The sequence below is a fragment of the Psychrobacillus sp. FSL K6-2365 genome (genome assembly GCF_038003165.1).
GTDB classification, from domain to species: Bacteria; Bacillota; Bacilli; order Bacillales_A; family Planococcaceae; genus Psychrobacillus; species Psychrobacillus psychrodurans.
This window is the reverse complement of sequence record NZ_JBBOOO010000001.1, coordinates 1,099,861-1,119,529: the sequence shown is the minus strand read 5'-3', so window position 1 is coordinate 1,119,529 and position 19,669 is coordinate 1,099,861. Positions and strand designations below refer to the sequence as shown.

At 36.5% G+C, this 19,669-nt stretch carries 20 protein-coding genes; 3 read left to right on the top strand and 17 right to left on the bottom strand.

Annotation, left to right across the window (positions count from 1 at the left end):
• Nucleotides 1-18: 18 nt before the first annotated feature.
• From MKY29_RS05370 to MKY29_RS05320, 11 genes are all read right to left on the bottom strand, one after another.
• Nucleotides 19-357 carry a hypothetical protein gene (locus MKY29_RS05370; RefSeq protein WP_340879255.1) on the bottom strand — a complete coding sequence of 113 codons (339 nt, stop codon included), beginning with the start codon at nt 355-357 and terminating at the stop codon, nt 19-21.
• 11 nt (nt 358-368) lie between these two features.
• The gene (gene fliS / locus MKY29_RS05365; protein WP_340879254.1) at nt 369-770 is read right to left on the bottom strand and encodes a flagellar export chaperone FliS; all 402 of its coding nucleotides are present in this window, start codon (nt 768-770) and stop codon (nt 369-371) included.
• Nucleotides 771-800: 30 nt separating this feature from the next.
• On the bottom strand, nt 801-2,300 hold the full coding sequence (fliD, locus tag MKY29_RS05360) for a flagellar filament capping protein FliD (RefSeq protein ID WP_340879253.1): 1,500 nt from the start codon (nt 2,298-2,300) through the stop codon (nt 801-803).
• Between the two features lie 17 nt (nt 2,301-2,317).
• Entirely contained in the window at nt 2,318-2,689 is a 372-nt protein-coding gene (locus tag MKY29_RS05355) for a flagellar protein FlaG (RefSeq protein WP_340879252.1), read from the bottom strand.
• 189 nt (nt 2,690-2,878) lie between these two features.
• Entirely contained in the window at nt 2,879-3,565 is a 687-nt protein-coding gene (locus MKY29_RS05350; RefSeq protein ID WP_340879251.1) for an acylneuraminate cytidylyltransferase family protein, read from the bottom strand.
• Complete coding sequence (locus MKY29_RS05345) at nt 3,558-4,610, bottom strand: nucleotidyltransferase family protein (protein ID WP_340879250.1); 1,053 nt, start codon at nt 4,608-4,610, stop codon at nt 3,558-3,560. The genes MKY29_RS05350 and MKY29_RS05345 overlap by 8 nt, the downstream gene beginning before the upstream one ends.
• A 3-nt stretch (nt 4,611-4,613) precedes the next feature.
• On the bottom strand, nt 4,614-5,237 hold the full coding sequence (locus MKY29_RS05340; protein WP_340879249.1) for an acetyltransferase: 624 nt from the start codon (nt 5,235-5,237) through the stop codon (nt 4,614-4,616).
• Nucleotides 5,230-6,309 (bottom strand): N-acetylneuraminate synthase, encoded by a 1,080-nt coding sequence (neuB, locus tag MKY29_RS05335; protein ID WP_340879248.1) that lies wholly within the window; start codon nt 6,307-6,309, stop codon nt 5,230-5,232. Before neuB ends, MKY29_RS05340 begins: the two co-directional genes overlap by 8 nt.
• The gene (gene neuC / locus MKY29_RS05330; RefSeq protein WP_340879247.1) at nt 6,306-7,433 is read right to left on the bottom strand and encodes a UDP-N-acetylglucosamine 2-epimerase; all 1,128 of its coding nucleotides are present in this window, start codon (nt 7,431-7,433) and stop codon (nt 6,306-6,308) included. Before neuC ends, neuB begins: the two co-directional genes overlap by 4 nt.
• 5 nt (nt 7,434-7,438) lie before the next feature.
• On the bottom strand, nt 7,439-8,593 hold the full coding sequence (locus tag MKY29_RS05325; RefSeq protein ID WP_340879246.1) for a LegC family aminotransferase: 1,155 nt from the start codon (nt 8,591-8,593) through the stop codon (nt 7,439-7,441).
• Nucleotides 8,590-9,594: an NAD-dependent 4,6-dehydratase LegB gene (locus MKY29_RS05320; RefSeq protein ID WP_340879245.1), complete on the bottom strand. Its 1,005-nt coding sequence runs from the start codon at nt 9,592-9,594 to the stop codon at nt 8,590-8,592. Before MKY29_RS05320 ends, MKY29_RS05325 begins: the two co-directional genes overlap by 4 nt.
• Nucleotides 9,595-9,768: 174 nt before the next feature.
• Here MKY29_RS05320 and MKY29_RS05315 point away from each other — a divergent pair, with 174 nt between their 5' ends.
• A complete protein-coding gene (locus MKY29_RS05315) occupies nt 9,769-12,369 on the top strand; it encodes an IPT/TIG domain-containing protein (RefSeq protein WP_340879244.1) in 2,601 nt (866 codons plus the stop codon).
• Between the two features lie 48 nt (nt 12,370-12,417).
• On the opposite strand, the gene MKY29_RS05310 is transcribed toward MKY29_RS05315, so the two are convergent.
• Nucleotides 12,418-13,689, bottom strand: a complete 1,272-nt coding sequence (locus MKY29_RS05310; RefSeq protein ID WP_340879243.1) for a motility associated factor glycosyltransferase family protein — start codon at nt 13,687-13,689, stop codon at nt 12,418-12,420.
• A gap of 143 nt (nt 13,690-13,832) precedes the next feature.
• Here MKY29_RS05310 and MKY29_RS05305 point away from each other — a divergent pair, with 143 nt between their 5' ends.
• Both MKY29_RS05305 and MKY29_RS05300 read left to right on the top strand, forming a co-directional pair.
• A complete protein-coding gene (locus MKY29_RS05305; RefSeq protein WP_340879242.1) occupies nt 13,833-14,435 on the top strand; it encodes a hypothetical protein in 603 nt (200 codons plus the stop codon).
• A complete protein-coding gene (locus MKY29_RS05300) occupies nt 14,350-16,284 on the top strand; it encodes a motility associated factor glycosyltransferase family protein (RefSeq protein WP_340879240.1) in 1,935 nt (644 codons plus the stop codon). Before MKY29_RS05305 ends, MKY29_RS05300 begins: the two co-directional genes overlap by 86 nt.
• Before the next feature lie 135 nt (nt 16,285-16,419).
• Here the strand turns inward: MKY29_RS05300 and MKY29_RS05295 are convergent, their stop codons facing one another.
• From MKY29_RS05295 to flgL, 5 genes are all read right to left on the bottom strand, one after another.
• Nucleotides 16,420-17,235: a flagellin N-terminal helical domain-containing protein gene (locus MKY29_RS05295; protein WP_340879239.1), complete on the bottom strand. Its 816-nt coding sequence runs from the start codon at nt 17,233-17,235 to the stop codon at nt 16,420-16,422.
• Nucleotides 17,236-17,400: 165 nt separating this feature from the next.
• Nucleotides 17,401-17,616 (bottom strand): carbon storage regulator CsrA, encoded by a 216-nt coding sequence (gene csrA / locus MKY29_RS05290; RefSeq protein ID WP_340879238.1) that lies wholly within the window; start codon nt 17,614-17,616, stop codon nt 17,401-17,403.
• A 3-nt stretch (nt 17,617-17,619) separates the two neighbouring features.
• Entirely contained in the window at nt 17,620-18,069 is a 450-nt protein-coding gene (gene fliW, locus MKY29_RS05285; RefSeq protein WP_340879237.1) for a flagellar assembly protein FliW, read from the bottom strand.
• Nucleotides 18,070-18,106: 37 nt separating this feature from the next.
• On the bottom strand, nt 18,107-18,661 hold the full coding sequence (locus MKY29_RS05280; RefSeq protein ID WP_340879236.1) for a DUF6470 family protein: 555 nt from the start codon (nt 18,659-18,661) through the stop codon (nt 18,107-18,109).
• An 88-nt stretch (nt 18,662-18,749) separates the two neighbouring features.
• Nucleotides 18,750-19,667: a flagellar hook-associated protein FlgL gene (gene flgL, locus MKY29_RS05275; protein ID WP_340879235.1), complete on the bottom strand. Its 918-nt coding sequence runs from the start codon at nt 19,665-19,667 to the stop codon at nt 18,750-18,752.
• Nucleotides 19,668-19,669 lie beyond the last annotated feature (2 nt).

Here is a 19,669-nt window from a genome sequence, read left to right as displayed (position 1 = left end):
GTTCCCTACCATGTTCACCTATTGTTTCGTATCGTAAAAAGTTCCGTCTCTCATTACATTACTATATGGTGTTACGTAACTTTTCATATTGCTTTTTTTGGATTTTGTTTCGAAAATATCCAACTGAATTTGCTTTGTAAATAAGGTAAGTTTTTCCTTAATACTGCTTTCCAAAGTTAAGAGCTCTTTACCTAAAACCTCTTCTTCTGCAGTAAATGGAGCAGTTATTTGGGATTGCATTTTTTCACGGACACCTAGACATTTTTCAATACTTGCTATTGTTTCGTCTCGTTCGGATTCATTCGTGTTCTGTGTTAGTTTCAGAAGTGTTTCGGTCACTTCATGCCAGACCTTCATTGCGGGGCGAATCATATTTCATTCACGTCGCCGTATTGTTTTTGACGATTAATCTGAATAACTTGCTTCCACGTATCACGAAATTCTGTAATAATAGTGGTTGCTTCCTCGAACATTTTAGCATCTTTATTTATGTTACCATCGATTAGTCGACTATTTACAAATTCATATAGGACAAGCATGTTTTGTGATACAGGGTATGATGTATCCAACGTCACCATCAATTCTGATATAATCGCCTGTGCTTTTTGAGAAGATGTATTTAATTCTTGCAAATTCTCGTTGTTTAGTGCATTTTTAGCCTGTTGGATGAATTTCAGGCAACCATTGTACAGCATAAGCGTTAGTTCACCAGGCGTCGACGTATTTATCGAGTTATTCTTATAAGCCGCATAGGGGTTATTTATAGCCATAAAATTATCTCCTTTTGTGTTACTAACTTATTAAGCTCCTCCGCCAAGAGCATTCATTAAGTTAGCCGATTGTGCATTTGCACGTTGAATTGCATTCTCCATAGCAGAAAACTGTTTCCAATAACGATTTTCTACCAATTTTAGACGTGTTTGGAACTTGTCCATTTGTTCATTGATCGCTTTCAAATTGCGGCCTAATGTAAATGAAGCTTCCGTAGAACCCGCTTTTCCAGCTCTTTTATTAATTACTGAATAACTACTATCAGCAATTTCTTTTAGTCGATATGCAAATCCTTGTTCGCCTGTCGTACTACCAGGAGTTGCTGCAGCTCCAGTTTGCGCAAACATTTTATGAACTTTAGCTGGATCAGCATTAATGGCAGCTTTTAACTTTTCCTCGTCGACAACAAGTTTACCATCCTCTTTCCAGGCGTTCGGACCGCCAGGTGTAGCAATTCCAATATCTTTCAGTGAACCTTGATCTTTAACAGAACCCATAAGTGCAGAACGCATGTTTGTTATCATACTTGAAATGGCAGAATCATTTCTAAGTAATCCCTTTTTTGCTTTCTCTTCCCATAATTCGACTTCTTTATCCGACATTGCTTCTTTTTCTTCTGATGAAAGTGGTTTAAAGTCGCGGTTTGGTTTTTCTCTGACTAAACTATTCAACTCATCTACAAGTTTATTATAATCATCAACAAACTTTACTATATTATCAAAAACGGCATCTGTGTCTGGCTTCGTACTAAAATTTATATCTGTATTATTTGCTGCTTTAAGTGTAAATTCGAACCCATTGACCTCGACCGTATTTTTTGAACTTTCCATTCTAAGACCATTTACAGTATATATCGCATTTTGGCCCTTATTTGCAGCATCAACCGTTTTACCTGCCAGTCCTAAATCGGCTGCGACATCACCTGTAACAACGATTTCACTACTGCCATCTCCATTCGCACCACCATTTTTAGTAGACAATGCAATTTGTCCTGACTTCGCATCGTAAAAAGCGTTTACTCCAGTTTGTTTCGTAATTTTATCCATTACGCTTTGAATCGTGTCGGTTGAAGCAATAGTCACATCTGTATCTTTCATTACTCCGTTTTCATCTATTGCATTGATTTTAAGCGAAGTTCCTGTAATTCCTAAATCCGCCATAGTAGTTGTTGCCGGTTTTCCAGCCCCTGCTGCTATTACATCACTCTGCATTGTTGAATTTTTTGCTAACTGTTCTATTTTAATCGTCCCGGAAAAATCACTCATTGAATTTTTGTTTTTTATCGTTACATCATTAGGCGCGGAACTCTCAGTAATTTTCGCATTAAACTTCGTTGAAAGAATCATATTATTAAATATATTCTTGCTAAACTCTTCCACTTTTCTATTTACGGCACGGTAACTATCTAATTGCCATTGCAATGTCTGTTTCTTTTGTGTAATTTTAGTAAGTGGGATTCGTTCCGCCTTCATTAAATCATTAATAAGAGTCTCCGTATCCATTCCAGATGCTATTCCACCAATTCTCATAATTAGTCACACCTTCCTTATATTTTGTGATTGACAAACAAACCATTGAACTCACGCATAGCAGCATGGGCGTCCATCAATTTTTTTGAAGGAATTTCTTTAATCACTTCATGCGTTTTAGGATCGACGATTGTAACGTAATACTCATTCAATTTTTCATGGAATTCAAACCGTAGTTCTGAATTTGAACCTTCCAAAAACTTATTCATACTTTCCGTCATTTCCTTTGCTTGATTCGCGGGTAACTGTTCCCCTTCCTCAGCCTTCTGCACAGCATTATTTACAATTTTTTGGAACTGTTCAACCATAACATCCTTGTCTGGTCCGCTCCGCTCCAATTGAGAACTTCCTTGAGTTGATACCCCATTCCCTTCAATACGACTTACCATTTCCCATACCTCCTTGTAATTGAAAGCACTCACATATAAATTATATCGGCAAGTTAAAAAAGAAGTTAAGGTAATTGGTAATAAAAAGAAGTAAACCTAAAAATTTAACAAATTTATAGTATACCTATCGGCAATTTAGTATTTATTTTAAGATAACTAGGAAACTAACTTCATAACATTTTCCAATAATTAAATTCTTCGCATCAACCACTCGCACCATAAAAAATCATCTTCCGTATCAATATCATGCGACCGATTATTTGGCATAATGAACACAACCGTATCGGATGTTAAAAAGGATTTACTTTGTTTTAGCCAGTTTACTTCAGCAACATATACCGCACCATTCAAAGCATAAACGTCTGGCAAATCTTGTCGTCTTTTTGTAAGACTATCTTGCTCGATAAGGGGCACCATTTTTTCCTCACTGTTCAATGTATACATCCAATAAGGTGAATTCATCGGTTCTTTCACACTTACACAGGCAGGTGATTTTGTTTCGATAAGATTTTCTAAACAACCATCAATGTCTTCCACTATACGCAAAGGGGAAGTTGGTTGAAGAAGAACTACATAGTCATACCCCTCTATTTCCCTCAATGCATGAAGAACAGGTTCAATTCCAGAAGTTGTATCTTTTGCTAAATGAACTGGCCGAACAAATGGAATATCACAACCGTAATCTTTTGCGGTTTCAATAATTTCATTGTCCTCCGATGACAATATTAGTCTATCTATATACATTGATTTTTTTGCTTCTTCAATTGTCCAAGCAATTAACGGCTTCCCCGCAAGATTTCTGATATTTTTCCGTGGAACTCCTTTAGATCCACCACGTGCTGGAATGATTGCAAGAACCTTTTTATTGTCAATCATTGAAAGTCTCCTTATAATCTCCTTTTGCCTTCTCATAGTCATCCAATCGACCTATATCTAACCAGTATTCTCGCAATGGAAATGCCGAAACTTTCTTTTGATCATTCATCAACTTCTTATATAACTCAGGCATATCGTAAAAATCACCATCTGGGACATGTTCTAGTACAGAAGGATCTAAAACATAAATACCAGCATTCACAAAGTTTTTATGAACCGGCTTCTCTATAATTGATAGCAATTTATGATTTTCTGTTTCAATGACTCCATATGGAATCTGGTATTCGTACTCACGAACACACATTGTTGCAGTGGAATTCGTTTCATAGTGAAAATCTAGTAGCTGTTCAAAATTAATCTTTGTTAATAAATCACCGTTCATCACAAAAAAAGGTTCCGATGGTTTTTCAGACAACAGCGACAATGCACCCGCTGTCCCCAATCTTTTGGTTTCTTCTATGTATTCGATATTCACACCAAGATGAGCACCGTCTTGAAAATAATCCATAATCATTTCTTTTTTATAGTTAACTGATAAGACAAAATTCGTAAAGCCATAGTTTTTAAAGCTCTCAATAATCGTCTCTACTATTGGTTTACTTCCAACGTTTAACATTGGTTTTGGTATTGTATCTGTTAGCGGGCGAAGTCTTGTCCCAAGTCCACCAACCATTAATACCACTTTATTAACTTTTTTAGTTGTTAACTCTAGCTCATCAGAAAACACTATACGTTGTAATAGATTATTATTTGATATGAGGGGCAACTGCTTTAGCTTTCTTTCTCTCATTCTCTTTTTATAGTAAACGGACTTTTTGCCCTCTTTTTCACAAATAGGTGAAGTATTCATCACTTCACTGATAGCGGTATCCAGTGAAAGTCCTTTTAAAATTCCACGCCTAATATCGCCATCTGTTACTGTTCCTAACAAAAACATATTATCGTCTACTACAGCAGCAAATTGCATTGTCGTTGCATCGATTAATCTCATTGCCTCTAAAATCGTTGTTTGAGGCTGAATAAGAACATTCTTCCAACTTTTCATCAGTTACACTTCCCTTGCTGGAACTCCATAGGCGGTTTTCCTGTTTCCAATATTTTTTACAACAACTGAACCTGCCCCGACTAGTGTTTCGTCACCAATCGTAATTCCTTGAATAATTGTTGTTCCTACACCGATAAGACTGCTCTCGCCAATTCTAACTCCACCTGATAGAGTTGTACCAGGGGCTAGATGGGTATGACTACCGATAATGCCATCATGGTCGATAATGGAGCCTGTATTGATGATTGTGTTATTTCCAATAGTTACATTAGTTTGAACAATAGCTCCTGCCATTATTTGAACTCCTTGTCCAATTTGTGCTGAAGGCGAGACAATGGCAGTCGTATGAATGACATTTGCAAAAAAATAACCTTTTTCACTAAATTGATCAAAGAACGATTTGCGTATAGGTGAAATATTAATCGTTCCTAGTCCTAATACTAGCTCTACCTCATCGGTGTGATAATTAATAATAACATCATCCGTACCCAAATATGGTAAATTGAAAAAGCTTTTTTTCTCGTTTGGTGCCGTATACCCTATTATTATTCTTTGTTGTGCAATTAATATCTCTACTAATACAGCTGCATGACCACCATTTCCAATTATGATTAATGGCTTATTCATCGATTAAGTCATCCACTCTATAAGAACGCTTTGCTGCTTTCCCAATTAAAGACCAATACGAAGTTGGAGGCATCCCATTTCCAGGACGTTTAATAGCTAAATGGCCTTCCGTAATTATTTCGCCAATTGCTATCTCTTCTTTAGCTACAATACTCTTTCTAGCCGCTTGCCGATTCTCAAGTTCAATTTTGGTTGGAATTTTATGCCCCGTTCCAAGAGATTGTTCAATTGTTCTAATCCCAACTACCATTTCTTTTAACTCTGTTGGTTCTAACGAAGCAAGATGATCTGGACCAGGTAAATTGCGATTTAATGTAAAGTGCTTCTCTATTACAACTGCACCTAATGTGACTGCCGCAAGGGTTACCGCGATACCTTCTGAGTGATCAGAAAAGCCGATTGGTAATCTTAATTCTTGTTTCATCTTTTGCATTGCTTTTAAATTTATAGTTTCCGTTGGTGCAGGATATTCCGTTGTGCAGTGTAAAACTGTCACATATTCATCTAAAAGAGACTTTGCTTCTCTCGTTTGATAAAATGTTCTAACTTGATTCAGATCAACTAATTGTTCTGGATATGCTAAACCATAAGCTATGAAAGACAATGCGTCATGAATATCATCCATTGTCGCCATTCCTGTTGATAGAATCATTGGTTTTTTCTTCGTAGCAATATAGTGAATAAAAGGACTATTCGTAAGCTCACCTGAAGGGATTTTAAAAGTCTTCATACCGATTTCATTTAACAAAAAATCGACACTTTCCATATCAAAAGGTGTCGACAAAAATTCAATCTGATTGGCATCACAGTAAATTTTAAGTTCAACAAATTCCTCATAAGTTAATTCTAGTTTTTTCAACATCTTGAATTGAGAAGTCGCTTCACCTAGATTAGTCACTTGATAATTAGCTTGTTGTGCAGAACGCGTTACTAAATTCTCTGCTTTAAATGTTTGAAACTTCACCGCATTCGCACCTGCTTGCTTTGCGACATTAACTAATTGTTTTGCCATTTCAAGTGAACCATTATGATTAACACCAGCTTCGGCAATTATATAAGTTTGATTGCTCATAAGTCATAAAACTCCTTTTGAATCGACTGAAGAGGAAACTTTTTAATTTGCTTTACAATCTTTTTGGATACTTCCCCATCTCCAAATATTTGTTCATATGAACCTTGAAATTTCATCGCTGTTTTAATCGCTTCATAAATAGAATTCTCATCAAGAGAAGCTTGTATAACTGAAGATGGACATTCTCTACCCAATTGGCGATTTCCACAATTAACCGTTGGAGTCCGTAAATAAGGTACTTCAATCAGCCCACTAGATGAGTTACCTATAACAATTTCTGCGTGTTTCACTGCACTTAAGTAACGTAACTGTCCTAACGATTCGAAAAGATATGCATTAGGGTTTTTCAAAACAAATTGCTTAATCTCTGCATTAATAACCCTTCCACCGTTATCTGCATTTGCTTTTGTGAAAATAAGATTAACATCCGGGTAGTGATTTAAAGCAGATAGCAGCGGATATATACCATTTGCATTACCATTTGTTTCAGGATGATAGGTAATTAAAAAGAACGGTTTACTGTCGTCAAGCTTTAGATCTGTACATAATTCAGCTTTAGAGAGCAATGGTATTTTTAAAATATTCTCGATACCAAGAGCTCCTAAATTCCATACACGTTTGGGATGTTCCCCTAATTGGATAACTCGCTTACGATGCGATTCCGTACTTACAAAATGCCAGCTTGCCATTTTAGTAATCGAATGACGGATGGAATCATCATATGCTCCAAAGGTCAATTCGCCTCCGTGCAAATGAACAATTGGCAACTGCATAATAAGTGCTGTTTGGGCAACAGCCAACATCTCAAATCGATCTCCAAGAATAATTAGTAAGTCTGGTTTTAGTCGTTCAAATGCATCTGCAAAACCAATTGTTGCAAGCCCTATCGACTTGGCTACTCCTACTGTAGTATCAGACGATAACAGTACTTCAACTTTTTCATCTAGCATAAATCCATCTTGCTCAATCTGTTTAAAAGTCAGGCCAAATTCTGGTGATAGATGCATTCCCGTTGCAATTATTTGTAGTTCTAGTGCTTCATCCTGTTGAATTTCCTTCATAAGCCAGTAAAGCAGTCCATATTCAGCTCTTGTGCCAGTGACAACACATATTTTTCGTCGCAAAGATCTCACTTCACTTTCAACGGTGTACTTGGAATGTTAATTAACGTATTTTTTAATTGTTTTGTTATATTCAAGTCAGCTTTTGGCATATGTTTGTATGGACTTAACTCATCCATCGGTGTCCAAATCGGTCGGGACATTACACCATGTTCATTCAAAAACTCCAAGACATCATCGCGATTAAAATGTTGTTCTAATATCAAAGATTGCAACCAATAGTTTCCTTTTGTATTAGTTGGTTCTTTAAATAAAGTTACTCCATCTATACACTTAACTAGCTTCTCATAAACCTGAGTAAGCTGTCTCTTTTGTTCGATAAAAGTTGGCACTTTTTGCAACTGTGCACAACCAAGCGCTGCATTAATGTTTGGCATTCTATAATTGAAACCAACCTCATCATGCTCATACTCCCAACGATGCGGAACTTTAGCAGTTGTGGTTATATGTTTGGCGTAGTCAGCGAGCTTGTCGTCATTTGTTAAAATGGCGCCACCTCCACCTGTAGTAATGATCTTATTGCCATTAAAGCTCAATGCACTAATACGACCAAATCCACCAGTATGTTTTCCTTTATAATATGAACCAAGTGATTCAGCCGCATCTTCTACAAGTACCAAGTTATAGCGTTCACAAAGTTCAATTAACGGATCAATATCGACTGAATGACCAAATGTATGCATAGGTACAACTGCACGAATTACTCTACCTGTTTGCTTATTCATTAATTGTCCATTCTTCATCTCACCGATATTTTTAATATGCTCTTCCAATATGAACGGATCTAGTCCTAGCGTTTCTTCGCTAACATCGACAAAATGTGGTATTGCTTGTAAGTACGATGTTGCATTTGCTGTTGCGATAAAAGTCAGTGAAGGCATGAATACCTCTTCGTTCGCTTGTACTCCTGCTACTTTCAATGCTATATGAAGGGCTGCTGTGCCATTGACTACTGCAACAGCTCTTTTTACACCAGTAAACTCAGCCAATTCCTTTTCAAAACGATCGACATACTTTCCGACTGATGAAACCCATCCTGATTGAATGCAATCGGTGACATAATCCAATTCTAATTCATTAAATTTTGGTTCATGAAGTGGAACAAATTCTTTTTGATATAGTTCCTTTATGGCAGTAGCAAATGTAATCCACTGTCGATTCATATATTATACACATCCGTTTTATATGATGCTAAATTTTTGGGACTTGTAAACCACTCAATAGTCTCTTCTAATCCCCTTCTTAAACCATCTTTTCCACCGTAGTTAGGTTTCCACCCCAGGATGTCTTTTGCTTTCTGATTATCTGCCCACAAACGCTCCACTTCGCTTTTATCAGGACGAATACGTTGCTCGTCCGTTTCAATCGTCAGACTTACATTCATTATATCCGCAATCATTTCTGCTGTTTCTCCAATAGAAACTTCGTAATTTGACCCTATATTAATAACTTCCCCGTTCGATTTGTCACTATTCATAACAGATATGAATCCATTTACAGTATCTCTCACAAAGTTAAAGTCACGAGTAGGACTAATTGCTCCAAGTTTTATGTTTGAGTTTCCTGCTGCTAGTTGTCCAATAATTGTCGGAATAACCGCACGTGCTGATTGACGTGGACCATATGTATTAAATGGACGAATAATTGAAACCGGTGTATCGAATGATTTGTAGAAGGATAAAGCCATCTGATCTGCTCCGATTTTAGAAGCGGAATAAGGAGATTGTCCCTGAAGAGGATGATTTTCATCAATCGGAACATACTGAGCCGTTCCATATACTTCACTTGTAGATGTATGGACAACTTTTTCGACATTCAACTCACGTGCTGCTTGCACAACATTTAACGTTCCTTTTATATTCGTATCAACATAGGTATCTGGTGAGTGATAAGAATATGGAATGGCAATCAAAGCAGCGAGATTAAGGACATGCGTACAGCCTTTCATAGCTTCTTTAACACCATAAGGATCACGAATATCTCCAGAGAATACGTCAAGATTTTTATTAATCTCATGAAAAGATTGATCTAACCACCCCCATGAATTAAATGAATTATAATAAACAAATGCACGAACATCGTACCCTTGTCGGATAAGTTCTTCAGTTAAATGCGACCCAATGAAACCATCCGCACCTGTAACTAATACCTTTTTCACAGTCAATTTAGGTCCCTCCTATTACTATTGATGTATTTTTTAATTCGGCTAAAGTACCTATATTTTAGACTTTAGTTCTAAATTACTGATTTTCACTTCATGATATAAAATACCTAAAATAAACTTCCATTTTGCCGATATTAGAATAGAAATATTATAGATTAGAAAGGAATGGATTACATGAAGTTTTTTAAAAGTTTAAAACTCTTTTTAATAGCTATCCTTATTATCGGCATAGCTATACCACTTTCAACAGAAGCTGCAACAGTTAATAGTGGCGATTTAATGAAAATTAACAAAACAGTAAGTAACAACACCCTCGTTAATGGGGAGACAACTGACGTAACACTTACTGTAAAAGGTACTCCACAAGATTCTACCTTTGTAAAACCTAATGATGTGGTTTTAATCATTGATAAGTCTGGGAGTATGCAAGCAGATAATAGACTGAATGCTGCAAAAGACGCAGCTAAAGAATTTATCGACTTGATGGATTTAACGAAGCATGAACTCGGAATAGTAGACTATAGTGATCGTGCATCTTCTTTTCCATTAACTACTGACAAAACTGCTGCAAAAGCATACGTTGATACAATTCAACTAGGTGGAGGAACAAACACAAGTGATGCGATTAGAACAGCAACAACAATGCTAGCAAATAAACGCGCTACAGCACAACCGACAATTGTCATTATGACAGATGGAGCTGCAAATAGTGCACCTGACGCTCTTACTGCCGCTAAAGCTGCTAAAGATGCTGGTATCACATTCTATTCAATCGCTTTATTGGGACCAAATGAAAATCCTAATACTAGTGCACCTAACAATTTATTGAAAGAAATGGCTTCATCATTTGATCATCACCATTTCGTACTAGGTTCCGTAGGACTATCGGATGTCTACAAAGCAATTGTTGAAGAAATTGGTCTTGCAAGTGCTTATAACGTAACAATCACTGATACGATTTCACCAGAATTCGAATTGGTTCCAGGTTCTTATGATCATCATATCCCTAAACCAACTGTTACAGGCAACAAGATTGAATGGTTCATCTCTGAATTGAAGACAAATGAACTAATTTTTACTTACCAAGTACGTGCGAAAGCTGATGCTACTGCTGGTAAATACGCTGTAGCACAAACATCTTCAACATTTGAAATTGGCGATGGTTCTACATATTCATTGAACACTACAAACCCAATTGTTGAAATTAAAAATCACGCACCAATTATTACAAGCATCATAGAAGATAAAGGTCTTACGACAGGTGGAGAAACAGTAACGATTACTGGTCAACATTTCCAACCTGGTGTAAAAGTTTATTTTGGCACTAAACTTGCAACAATCATATCTGAGAAGGATACGGAAATTGTTGTGACAACACCAACTGGCAGTCAAGGTTCAGTAGTTGTCAAAGTAGAAAACCCGGATAGACAAACAGCAACCGGTAATTTTCTTTACTATGCTTATCCAACAATTACATCTGTGACACCGGCTGAAGGTCCTCTAAAGGGTGGAAATTCAATTGCTATTAACGGAACAGATTTTCTATATGGTGCTACAGTCTATATAAACAATGTTGAAGCTAATACTTCATTCGTTAAAAATAGTACGCTGCGTGCAACTGTTCCTGCTGCTATACTAGAGGGTAGTGTAACGGTTAAAGTCGTTAACCCAGACCTGACAAGTGTAGAACTTGTGGATGGATACACATACCTGGCACCACCACCAAACCCAGCTGTTGAACTAATCAGTTTAAGTGCGATTTCCGGTAAAATTGATGGTGGAAATTCTATCCTATTAAACGGAAAGAACTTCGATCGTAATGTTAAAGCTTATTTTGGTAGTCAAGAAGCAGTCATTACATCATATGTATCATCTTTATCTATTCGAGTAACAGTACCTGCAGGAGCTACAGCTGGATTAGTTTCAGTAAAAGTAGTCAATCCAGATAATTCAACTGCTGAATTAGTAGATGCGTATGAGTATGTAACACCTCCACCGCTACCAGCACCTGAGATCGATGCACTATCAGAAAACACCGGTCAGACAGGACAAACAAAATTAATTTCAATTACTGGGAAAAACTTTGCTCCGTCAACAAAAGTATTCTTTGGAAACCAAGAAGTAGTTACAGCTTATCGAAGTAAAACTGCACTAAATGTTCGATACCCAGTTAGTGATGTTGCTGGAGCTGTTGATATACTCGTTCGTAACGAAGATGGGCAAGATGCTGTGCTTACAAACGGATTTACGTATATTGCATCTGCAGTGGTTCCGTCGCCAATCATTACGTCTCTATCTAGTAATGTAGGTTCAATCACTGGTAACGAAACTATTACAATTACAGGACAGAACTTCCAGCCTAGTGCGACTGTCTATTTCAATAATAAAGGAGCAAGAGTTCTATCTATCTCCGACACTGAAATTAAAGTGGTAACACCAGTTTCAACTGTAACAGGCTTAGTTTCAGTAAAAGTAGTGAACCCAGATCTACAGGAAGTCGTTCTCCTAGACTCTTTCCTATACGAAGGTTTGAAACCAACAATTACTTCCTTATCACAAGTCTCAGGTGCAGCAAAAGGTAATTATCTCGTTAATATAATCGGAACTAACTTTACTAGAGACATGACTATAACAGTTGACGGTAAAACTATTCCGTTCACTTTCTTCACAAATATTAAAGTACAAATTAGAATGCCGGCCGGCACACCTGGTGTAGTAGATATTATATTAAACAATAATGGTGCAACTGCTACTACACAATTCACTTATTACTAAGAGTATGCAGAAGAAAGTCCCTGTCAGATTAATTGACAGGGACTTTTTTCAATTATCACTTGAATATTTTAAATAGTATTCTTGTAACGAGATATGTTTCCAATGATGAATATATGCCCCGCCCTCCGTACAATTGTAAAGGGCAAGCTCTGTATGTGTTTCTTGATACTTTTCAAACCATTTTCGATAAATCGTAAAATTTCTTGCTGTATGTACTTCTGCAGTTTGATAATAGTTTATCACTTTTTTTGCACCTTGTACCTCTTTCACTTTCTGTTGTGCATGTGCCGCATTCGCATGACTTTTACCATCCGTAAATGCCAAATCTTGCCCAACTAAAGCAACTGACTTTCCGCCTAATCTGACCATTATATCTAATAAGGCGGTTGCGACAGATCCGCCCGTTTGAATTACTGGTTCGTATTTTTCAATTGCCCGTTTTTCTGCAGCAGCATAACCTTCTTGGTAAACAATACGTCGGGGTCCTTTATGCAATAGAATCGTTTCATGATAAGCCGTACTAAGATAAAACAATGGAGTTTCTGGTAATACAATTTCAGTCATTTGAGTAAAGGTCGCAGGATTTGGATCAATAATTGCAAAAAAATCAGGTATAATTTTAGCCTTTAATAATGGTTTTATAGCAGTTCCAACTGCTCCAATGACAAATTCATTTTGATCGCGAATTTTTTTTAGTAATGGCAGTTGCTTATCGAGTGATGGGCCAGCTGATACCAAAATCATCGGCTTCCCTGCATATTTACTGCTCAAATTCCCAATTCCTTGATCATCTAACATGCTATTCTTTTCAAAATTTGTCTTCAAATTTCCAACTTGATGTTGAAATGAGTTTTGTTGAAATTGAAGATCTTCCAAGGCTTCCTTAATACCTTTGTATTCATCTGGTATGATATCTAACCCACTTTTATGAATGAGTAAATTCCTAGAGTTGACGGATGTAAAAATTGTTTCCTTCTCCAAACTTGAAAGCCCGTTAAATCGCTTTAACACAACATTTTTATAACTAGAAAGGTCCCTATGGAAAATGCTGTTGTGAAACCATGAGAAATACGAATCATTAAATTCTATGACGACAATTTTCTGTCCTGGAATTGTCTCAGCTAGTTGTTGAATATGATAGCCTGCTCCTAACCCAACAACAATTATAGCCTCTATCTCATTAATCTCTCTCAACCCTTTTTTTAACCAAGCTTCTGCCTCGTTTAAAGGGTCATACTTACTATGAAAAATAATTTTTTTCCCATTAAACTCTACTTTAACCGTAGGAACGGTTCTTGTTTCAGCTATGGACAGCTTCATATTTATCCCTCCTGCTACTAGTATAATACAAATAAGATATGGCGTGAACGCGGAAAAATACTCTATTCATTTGAATTATGTCGATTTATGACGATATAATATAGAGAACAATTCACTACACAAACCTTTTGGAGGAACAATCAATGAAAATCCTATTGCAAGAAAAATCAATTGAATTTGCACAAACTCCCTCTATAGCAGAGATTATCGAAAATATGAATGAATTACTTCAAGATAACTTTTATTATAGTCACATAATTGTAGATGGAGAAGATATAGTAGAAGATCCCGAAATATTTCTCGAAAAAAATATTGGAGAGATTACTATGATTGAAATCATCGCGATAACTGCTAAGGATTTTATCAACAACCTTTTATTATCTTCCGAGGAGTACACCAAACGTGCGATTTCGCATATGACATTACTTACGGATAACTTTTACAACAATCCTTCTGCAACAAATTGGAGGGACCTCGGTGAGCTATTAGAAGGAATCGATTGGATGCTTTCTATGATTAAAACTATTGATCAATCAATTATGCGTCCCGCCAATTGGAATGAAGTACTAACAAAGACTGCTGCATTACAACAAGAATTCAAACAGTTCGAAGAAGCAATTGAAAATAATGATACGGTTCTTATTGCCGACATCCTAAAATATGAGATACAACCAACTTTCAAATCGTTTGCAGTTATTATTACAACGGCAATTGATTCCAAAGGAAAACGCCATGATCTCAGTTGATAACCGCATAATTCTTCGTAGAAAAAACCGTGAATTACTGGATCGATTATTACGATTAGAGAATCGGGAGAAAACTGGTAATGTCGTTGTGGAGTTAGCCAAGACAGGTGTACCTACTTTGAAATTAATGCTAGAAGATAGTGTTCAATATGTTCATAGCAAGTATAACCCCATAAATGAGTCAGAACGTTTCATCAGTCAATTTCACGTCGAAGAAGCTAATCATGTTTTATTCATAGGTGCTGGGCTTGGTTATCACATTCAAGCATTTATTTTGGCACATCCTGGTACAACATTTTCCATTTATGAGCCCAATGAGGAAGTACTACTCGAGTATTTAACCCATATCACATTTGATCACTTTGGAGAGCAAAACTTGTCCCTTACTTTCACTGGACATCATTCTGAAAACATAGCTTTTGTAGTTCAACAACTTATCGAACTGTCAAAAGGGAAGCTTAAAATTATTACATTACCTATATACGAAAAGGTCTATGGTGACAAAATTGTTAGGCTTACCGAGAAAATTGTTGATGCTCTCAAGCAAAGAAGCAATGCACTATCGGTAAATATTGCATTTCAAAAAAGGTGGATAATCAATGCTATTAATAACTTTTCAAGCGTTCTAAAAACACCTAATATTCTTCATGATATTAATAAAAGTATGTTTGCCGGAAAACCTGTTATTATTGTAGCAGCAGGCCCTTCGTTAAATGAAGAAATTGAAAATTTAAGGTACATAAAGGAAAATGGTTTAGCATATCTATTCTCCGTCGGGTCTGCCATTAACGCATTAATCGAGCATGGAATCTATCCGGATGCAGCTTGTACATATGATCCGCATGAGATGAACTATAAAGTCATACAAAAAATTAAGAATAAGAAGCTTAACACAATTCCATTAATTTTTGGAAGTACTGTTGGTTTCGAAACACTTGAAGATTATCCCGGTAAGCTACTTCATATGATTACTAGTCAAGATACGATTGCCCCGCTGCTATTGAAACATAGAACAGCCAATATTGACTTTATATATGACGCACCATCAATTTCCATAATCATGTTTCAAACTTTATGCAAACTAGGAGTTGGTCAAATCATTTTAGTCGGCCAAAACCTTGCATATATGTCGGACAAGTACTATGCAGAAGGGATAGATTCCACTAGTTTATCACAAGAAATACAAGAACAGTCATTAGCAAATGCAATTGTGGTGAAAGACGTACATGGAAAAGAAGGAAAAACAACAGAAGGTTATCAAAATATGCGAAAACAGTTTGAAATGTACATCGCTCGAAGTAAACATACTAATGTTATTAATACAACCAGGGGTGGAGCTGCTATTGAAGGAACAGTATACAAGCCATTGTCCGAATTATTGGAGCAACAATTAATAAAAAAAGTAGTTTGTCGGCAGTGGTTCGAGTCAGAAAATAACTACAATCATGATTATTTAAATTCCCAACTGAGAAGTCTGACAGCAAACCAACGAAAACTGAACAAAATGTTAAAATCTACAATAAGCACATTGGAGATTATTCAACAAAAAGTGATTTGCGAAGAATTCTCAACCATTGAGAATGAATACAACAAACTAAATATACAATTTGAGCGTATAACGCACAATCCATTTTATAGTAGCTTTATGGCTCCAATGTTCCGCGTTCAATATGAACAATTCACGGACAACATTTCTTCTCTTCAAAAAGAAACCAATATCGTTAAAAAGGCAGAAAAATTAGTTCGAGAATATCAATATATAGTGACTACACATTCCGAGTATTATGATTTAACCGTAGAACTCTTCGAAAAGATGAGAGAGCAAATATATTCATTACAAGAAATATAAATGTAAAAAAGGACATTCCACAAGTTAAGGATCAACTTGTGGAATATCCTTTTTTTAGCAAGAATCTTATATCTGAATAAAAATTCAAAAACACGTTCGATTGCCCGAAACGTGTTTTTGAACTAATCTATACGATTAACGTAGAAGTTGAAGAACGCCTTGTGGCTGTTGGTTAGCTTGTGCAAGCATCGCTTGTGAAGCTTGTGTTAAGATGTTGTTCTTCGTGAATGACATCATTTCTTTTGCCATATCAACGTCACGGATACGTGATTCCGCAGCTGTTAAGTTTTCAGAAGAAGTACCAAGGTTGTTAATAGTGTGCTCAAGACGGTTTTGAATAGCTCCAAGTGAAGAACGCTCTGTAGATACTTGCTCAATTGCTGCATTAATAGTATCAACCGCAGCAGTAGAAGTAGCATGATCTGTAGCAAGATCAATAGTACCTACACCTAAAGAACCTGAACCCATGTTTGAAATTGTGAATTGCATAGATTGACCAGAGTTTGCGCCAACTTGCAGATTAACGTTACCAATAGTACCATCTAGTAATTTTTTAGTGTTAAATTCAGTTGTTCCAGAAATACGATCAATTTCAGCAGTCAATGAAGTTACTTCCGCTTGCATTGCCTCACGGTCTGCAGTTGTATTTGTGTCGTTTGAAGATTGAACTGCAAGTTCACGCATACGTTGTAGGATAGAATGTGTTTCGTTCAATGCACCTTCAGCAGTTTGGATCATTGAGATACCATCTTGCGCATTTTTAGCAGCCATATCAAGACCACGGATTTGTCCACGCATTTTTTCAGAAATTGCAAGACCGGCAGCGTCATCGCCCGCACGGTTGATGCGAAGACCTGATGATAATTTTTCAATGTTTTTTGAAGCTGAACCGTTGTTAGTTGTAAGTTGACGGTGCGTGTTAAGTGCAGCAATGTTGTGATTAATTCTCATTATAAATTTCCTCCTTGAGTGTGTGTTTAGTTCACATCCATGTGAACTAGAATTTTTTTGTTTACAACTTTCAGGAATCGGCCGGTATTCCTTACTTGCTGCTTACAATATTAATATCGGATTTGCTTTATATATGTTTAGTTAATTTTTTAAAAAAGTTTACTATTATTTTGAGAGTTTGTTAAATAGGTCTTGGTTTAGTTCAGTTGATTCAGTATTTGTTTCGGAAACAGTAATAATTAGTTCGCCTCGCAAAATTTCCATAGACTTTGGTGCATCAATTCCTAAACGAACAGAGTCCCCTTTTACTTCTAGTACTCTTAGTTCGATGTCATCCCCAATTTTGATTGTTTCATTTATCTTTCGGGATAGAACAAGCATCGGTCACGCCTCCTCTTTATTTGGTACTGGTTTTGAACCAATTACGTGACGTACTGCAAATTTATTGTCATTGATGATCATTTGCTTCGCTATTTTTTTTGTTGTATGAAATATTATAGGAGCTTGTAAATTGATTGTTGACATTTCTAATGGATCTTTTAATGACAAAACTCCTAGAACAAAAATATCGTCCTCTTGTTTAATATCAAGTAATTCAATTGTCGGTTCATCGATATCAAAGGAATATTCATCCACTAATACATATGGATTTGCTACAATTAGTGCAATATCTCTTTTTTTAGTTGATTGCAATACTTGTAAAAGTGAGTTCCCTTCAATTGGAAGTAGAACAAATTCTTTTTCGTCTTCGAAACCTGGGACACCCTTTGGAAAACGCCAAAGTTGTTCTGAATTTAGTTTTATTTCACCAAAGAACTTTGTTTGGATTAGCATAAGATTCACTCCTTTATTTTTTACTTTCGGATTAATACTACCATTTAACATCAATTTGAATGGACGGCCATTGTTCCATTTGAGCTGTCAATTTACTTGGAGTGTACCGATAGACCGGTTTCTGAATTTTAACCTCATTAATCGGCTTTTGTGGCTCTACGTTAATATCGAGCGATCCTGGTTGGATCGACATTTGTAGCTTTAATGGATTTGGAATAAACTTGATGCCTAATGATTTCATATGGCGGCTTCCATTTTCAATGGCATGTTCTTTGATAACATTTTTTCCATTGCCAATATCCATCAGTTCTCTTCCCTGTTCCGCCCGGCGTGCAATCCCTTCCATACCTTCTTGAAAACCAAGTTCGGCAAACTCCTCAGTTCTTTTAAAAACGCTTTTCAAATCTAAATCGGCACGTACTTCTGTCGTATCAAGTAAAAGCTCGGGACTGGTCGTTGAGATTTCTAAAATGGCAGCAGGTTGTTGTTGCGTAAGGATTGCACGTGGTTGTTCTATTTCTTGTATTCCTGGTGTAGTTCGAAGACCTAGAACACCGCGAGTTGAAGTAATTTGAAGTTGTGGGATTTCCAATAATGTCACCTTCTAAAGAAAGACGTTTGGATTTATATCCAAACGCCTTCTTAAATTTTGATAATAATAAATCATTAATACTGAACTTTTAGCGTAGAAAATCAACTAGCGATGGTTGGATAATTCGAGATCCGACGGCCAATCCAGCACGATGAATCGATTCCTGAGTAATCAAGTCTGTAATAGCTTCTTCATATTCAACATCTTCGTTGTCAGACATTTGTTTCGTAACGATTAAATTTTGTGAAGAAAGACGATTTTCCATCATCTCGACACGATTTTGTCGAGCCCCTATATTTGATCGAGCTGTAAGTACTGTGTCCATGTTTTTATCTGTTAATTCAAGTAGTGCATCATAATTACCTTTTACTCCAGTGTTTTTTTCGGTTTCCAATGCATTCTGAAGTTGGTTCATCATATCATCAATTTCGTTAAATATTCCGATTCCGTTTGTATTTACATTTATTTCTACACCTGCATTAATCTCGATGTTGACATCTTCTGTAACTCCCGGATGGTTTGCATTTAAAAATCCGTTTGCATCATAGAGCGGAGGAATACCATTCGGATCGTACAAAGGAGATAACGTTTTTGTACCAGAATATATAAACTTATCTCCAACTTTCGCATTTCCTAAATCACGGATTTGTAATTTAATTTGCTCAATTTCTTTTGCGATTTTGTCGCGATCTTCCGGTGTTTTAGTATCGTTTTTTGCATCTATGATTAGCTCTCTAACACGTTGTAGCGCTTGCCCTACATTGTCTAGTCCATCATCCGATGAGTCTAGCCAGTTGTTTACTTCACCTAAGTTACGTTCAAACTGTTCAACTCTATTTAAATCGGATCTATATCCAATTCCCTTCATCGCAATTACAGGGTCCTGTGATGGACGAGATATCTTTTTACCGGTATTAAGTTGTTCTTGAAGCACTCCCATCTTTGAGTAACTGCTTGATAAATTACGAAGCATATTGCTCGATAGCATTGATTGCGTTACGCGCATAT

Coding starts and splice junctions, on each gene's coding strand:
- MKY29_RS05370 (WP_340879255.1), bottom strand. CDS start 357: ATGAAGGTCTGGCATGAAGTGACCGAAACACTTCTGAAACTAACACAG.
- fliS (WP_340879254.1), bottom strand. CDS start 770: ATGGCTATAAATAACCCCTATGCGGCTTATAAGAATAACTCGATAAAT.
- fliD (WP_340879253.1), bottom strand. CDS start 2,300: ATGAGAATTGGTGGAATAGCATCTGGAATGGATACGGAGACTCTTATT.
- MKY29_RS05355 (WP_340879252.1), bottom strand. CDS start 2,689: ATGGTAAGTCGTATTGAAGGGAATGGGGTATCAACTCAAGGAAGTTCT.
- MKY29_RS05350 (WP_340879251.1), bottom strand. CDS start 3,565: ATGATTGACAATAAAAAGGTTCTTGCAATCATTCCAGCACGTGGTGGA.
- MKY29_RS05345 (WP_340879250.1), bottom strand. CDS start 4,610: ATGAAAAGTTGGAAGAATGTTCTTATTCAGCCTCAAACAACGATTTTA.
- MKY29_RS05340 (WP_340879249.1), bottom strand. CDS start 5,237: ATGAATAAGCCATTAATCATAATTGGAAATGGTGGTCATGCAGCTGTA.
- neuB (WP_340879248.1), bottom strand. CDS start 6,309: ATGAGCAATCAAACTTATATAATTGCCGAAGCTGGTGTTAATCATAAT.
- MKY29_RS05325 (WP_340879246.1), bottom strand. CDS start 8,593: ATGAATCGACAGTGGATTACATTTGCTACTGCCATAAAGGAACTATAT.
- MKY29_RS05315 (WP_340879244.1), top strand. CDS start 9,769: ATGAAGTTTTTTAAAAGTTTAAAACTCTTTTTAATAGCTATCCTTATT.
- MKY29_RS05310 (WP_340879243.1), bottom strand. CDS start 13,689: ATGAAGCTGTCCATAGCTGAAACAAGAACCGTTCCTACGGTTAAAGTA.
- MKY29_RS05305 (WP_340879242.1), top strand. CDS start 13,833: ATGAAAATCCTATTGCAAGAAAAATCAATTGAATTTGCACAAACTCCC.
- MKY29_RS05300 (WP_340879240.1), top strand. CDS start 14,350: ATGAGATACAACCAACTTTCAAATCGTTTGCAGTTATTATTACAACGG.
- MKY29_RS05295 (WP_340879239.1), bottom strand. CDS start 17,235: ATGAGAATTAATCACAACATTGCTGCACTTAACACGCACCGTCAACTT.
- csrA (WP_340879238.1), bottom strand. CDS start 17,616: ATGCTTGTTCTATCCCGAAAGATAAATGAAACAATCAAAATTGGGGAT.
- fliW (WP_340879237.1), bottom strand. CDS start 18,069: ATGCTAATCCAAACAAAGTTCTTTGGTGAAATAAAACTAAATTCAGAA.
- flgL (WP_340879235.1), bottom strand. CDS start 19,667: ATGCGCGTAACGCAATCAATGCTATCGAGCAATATGCTTCGTAATTTA.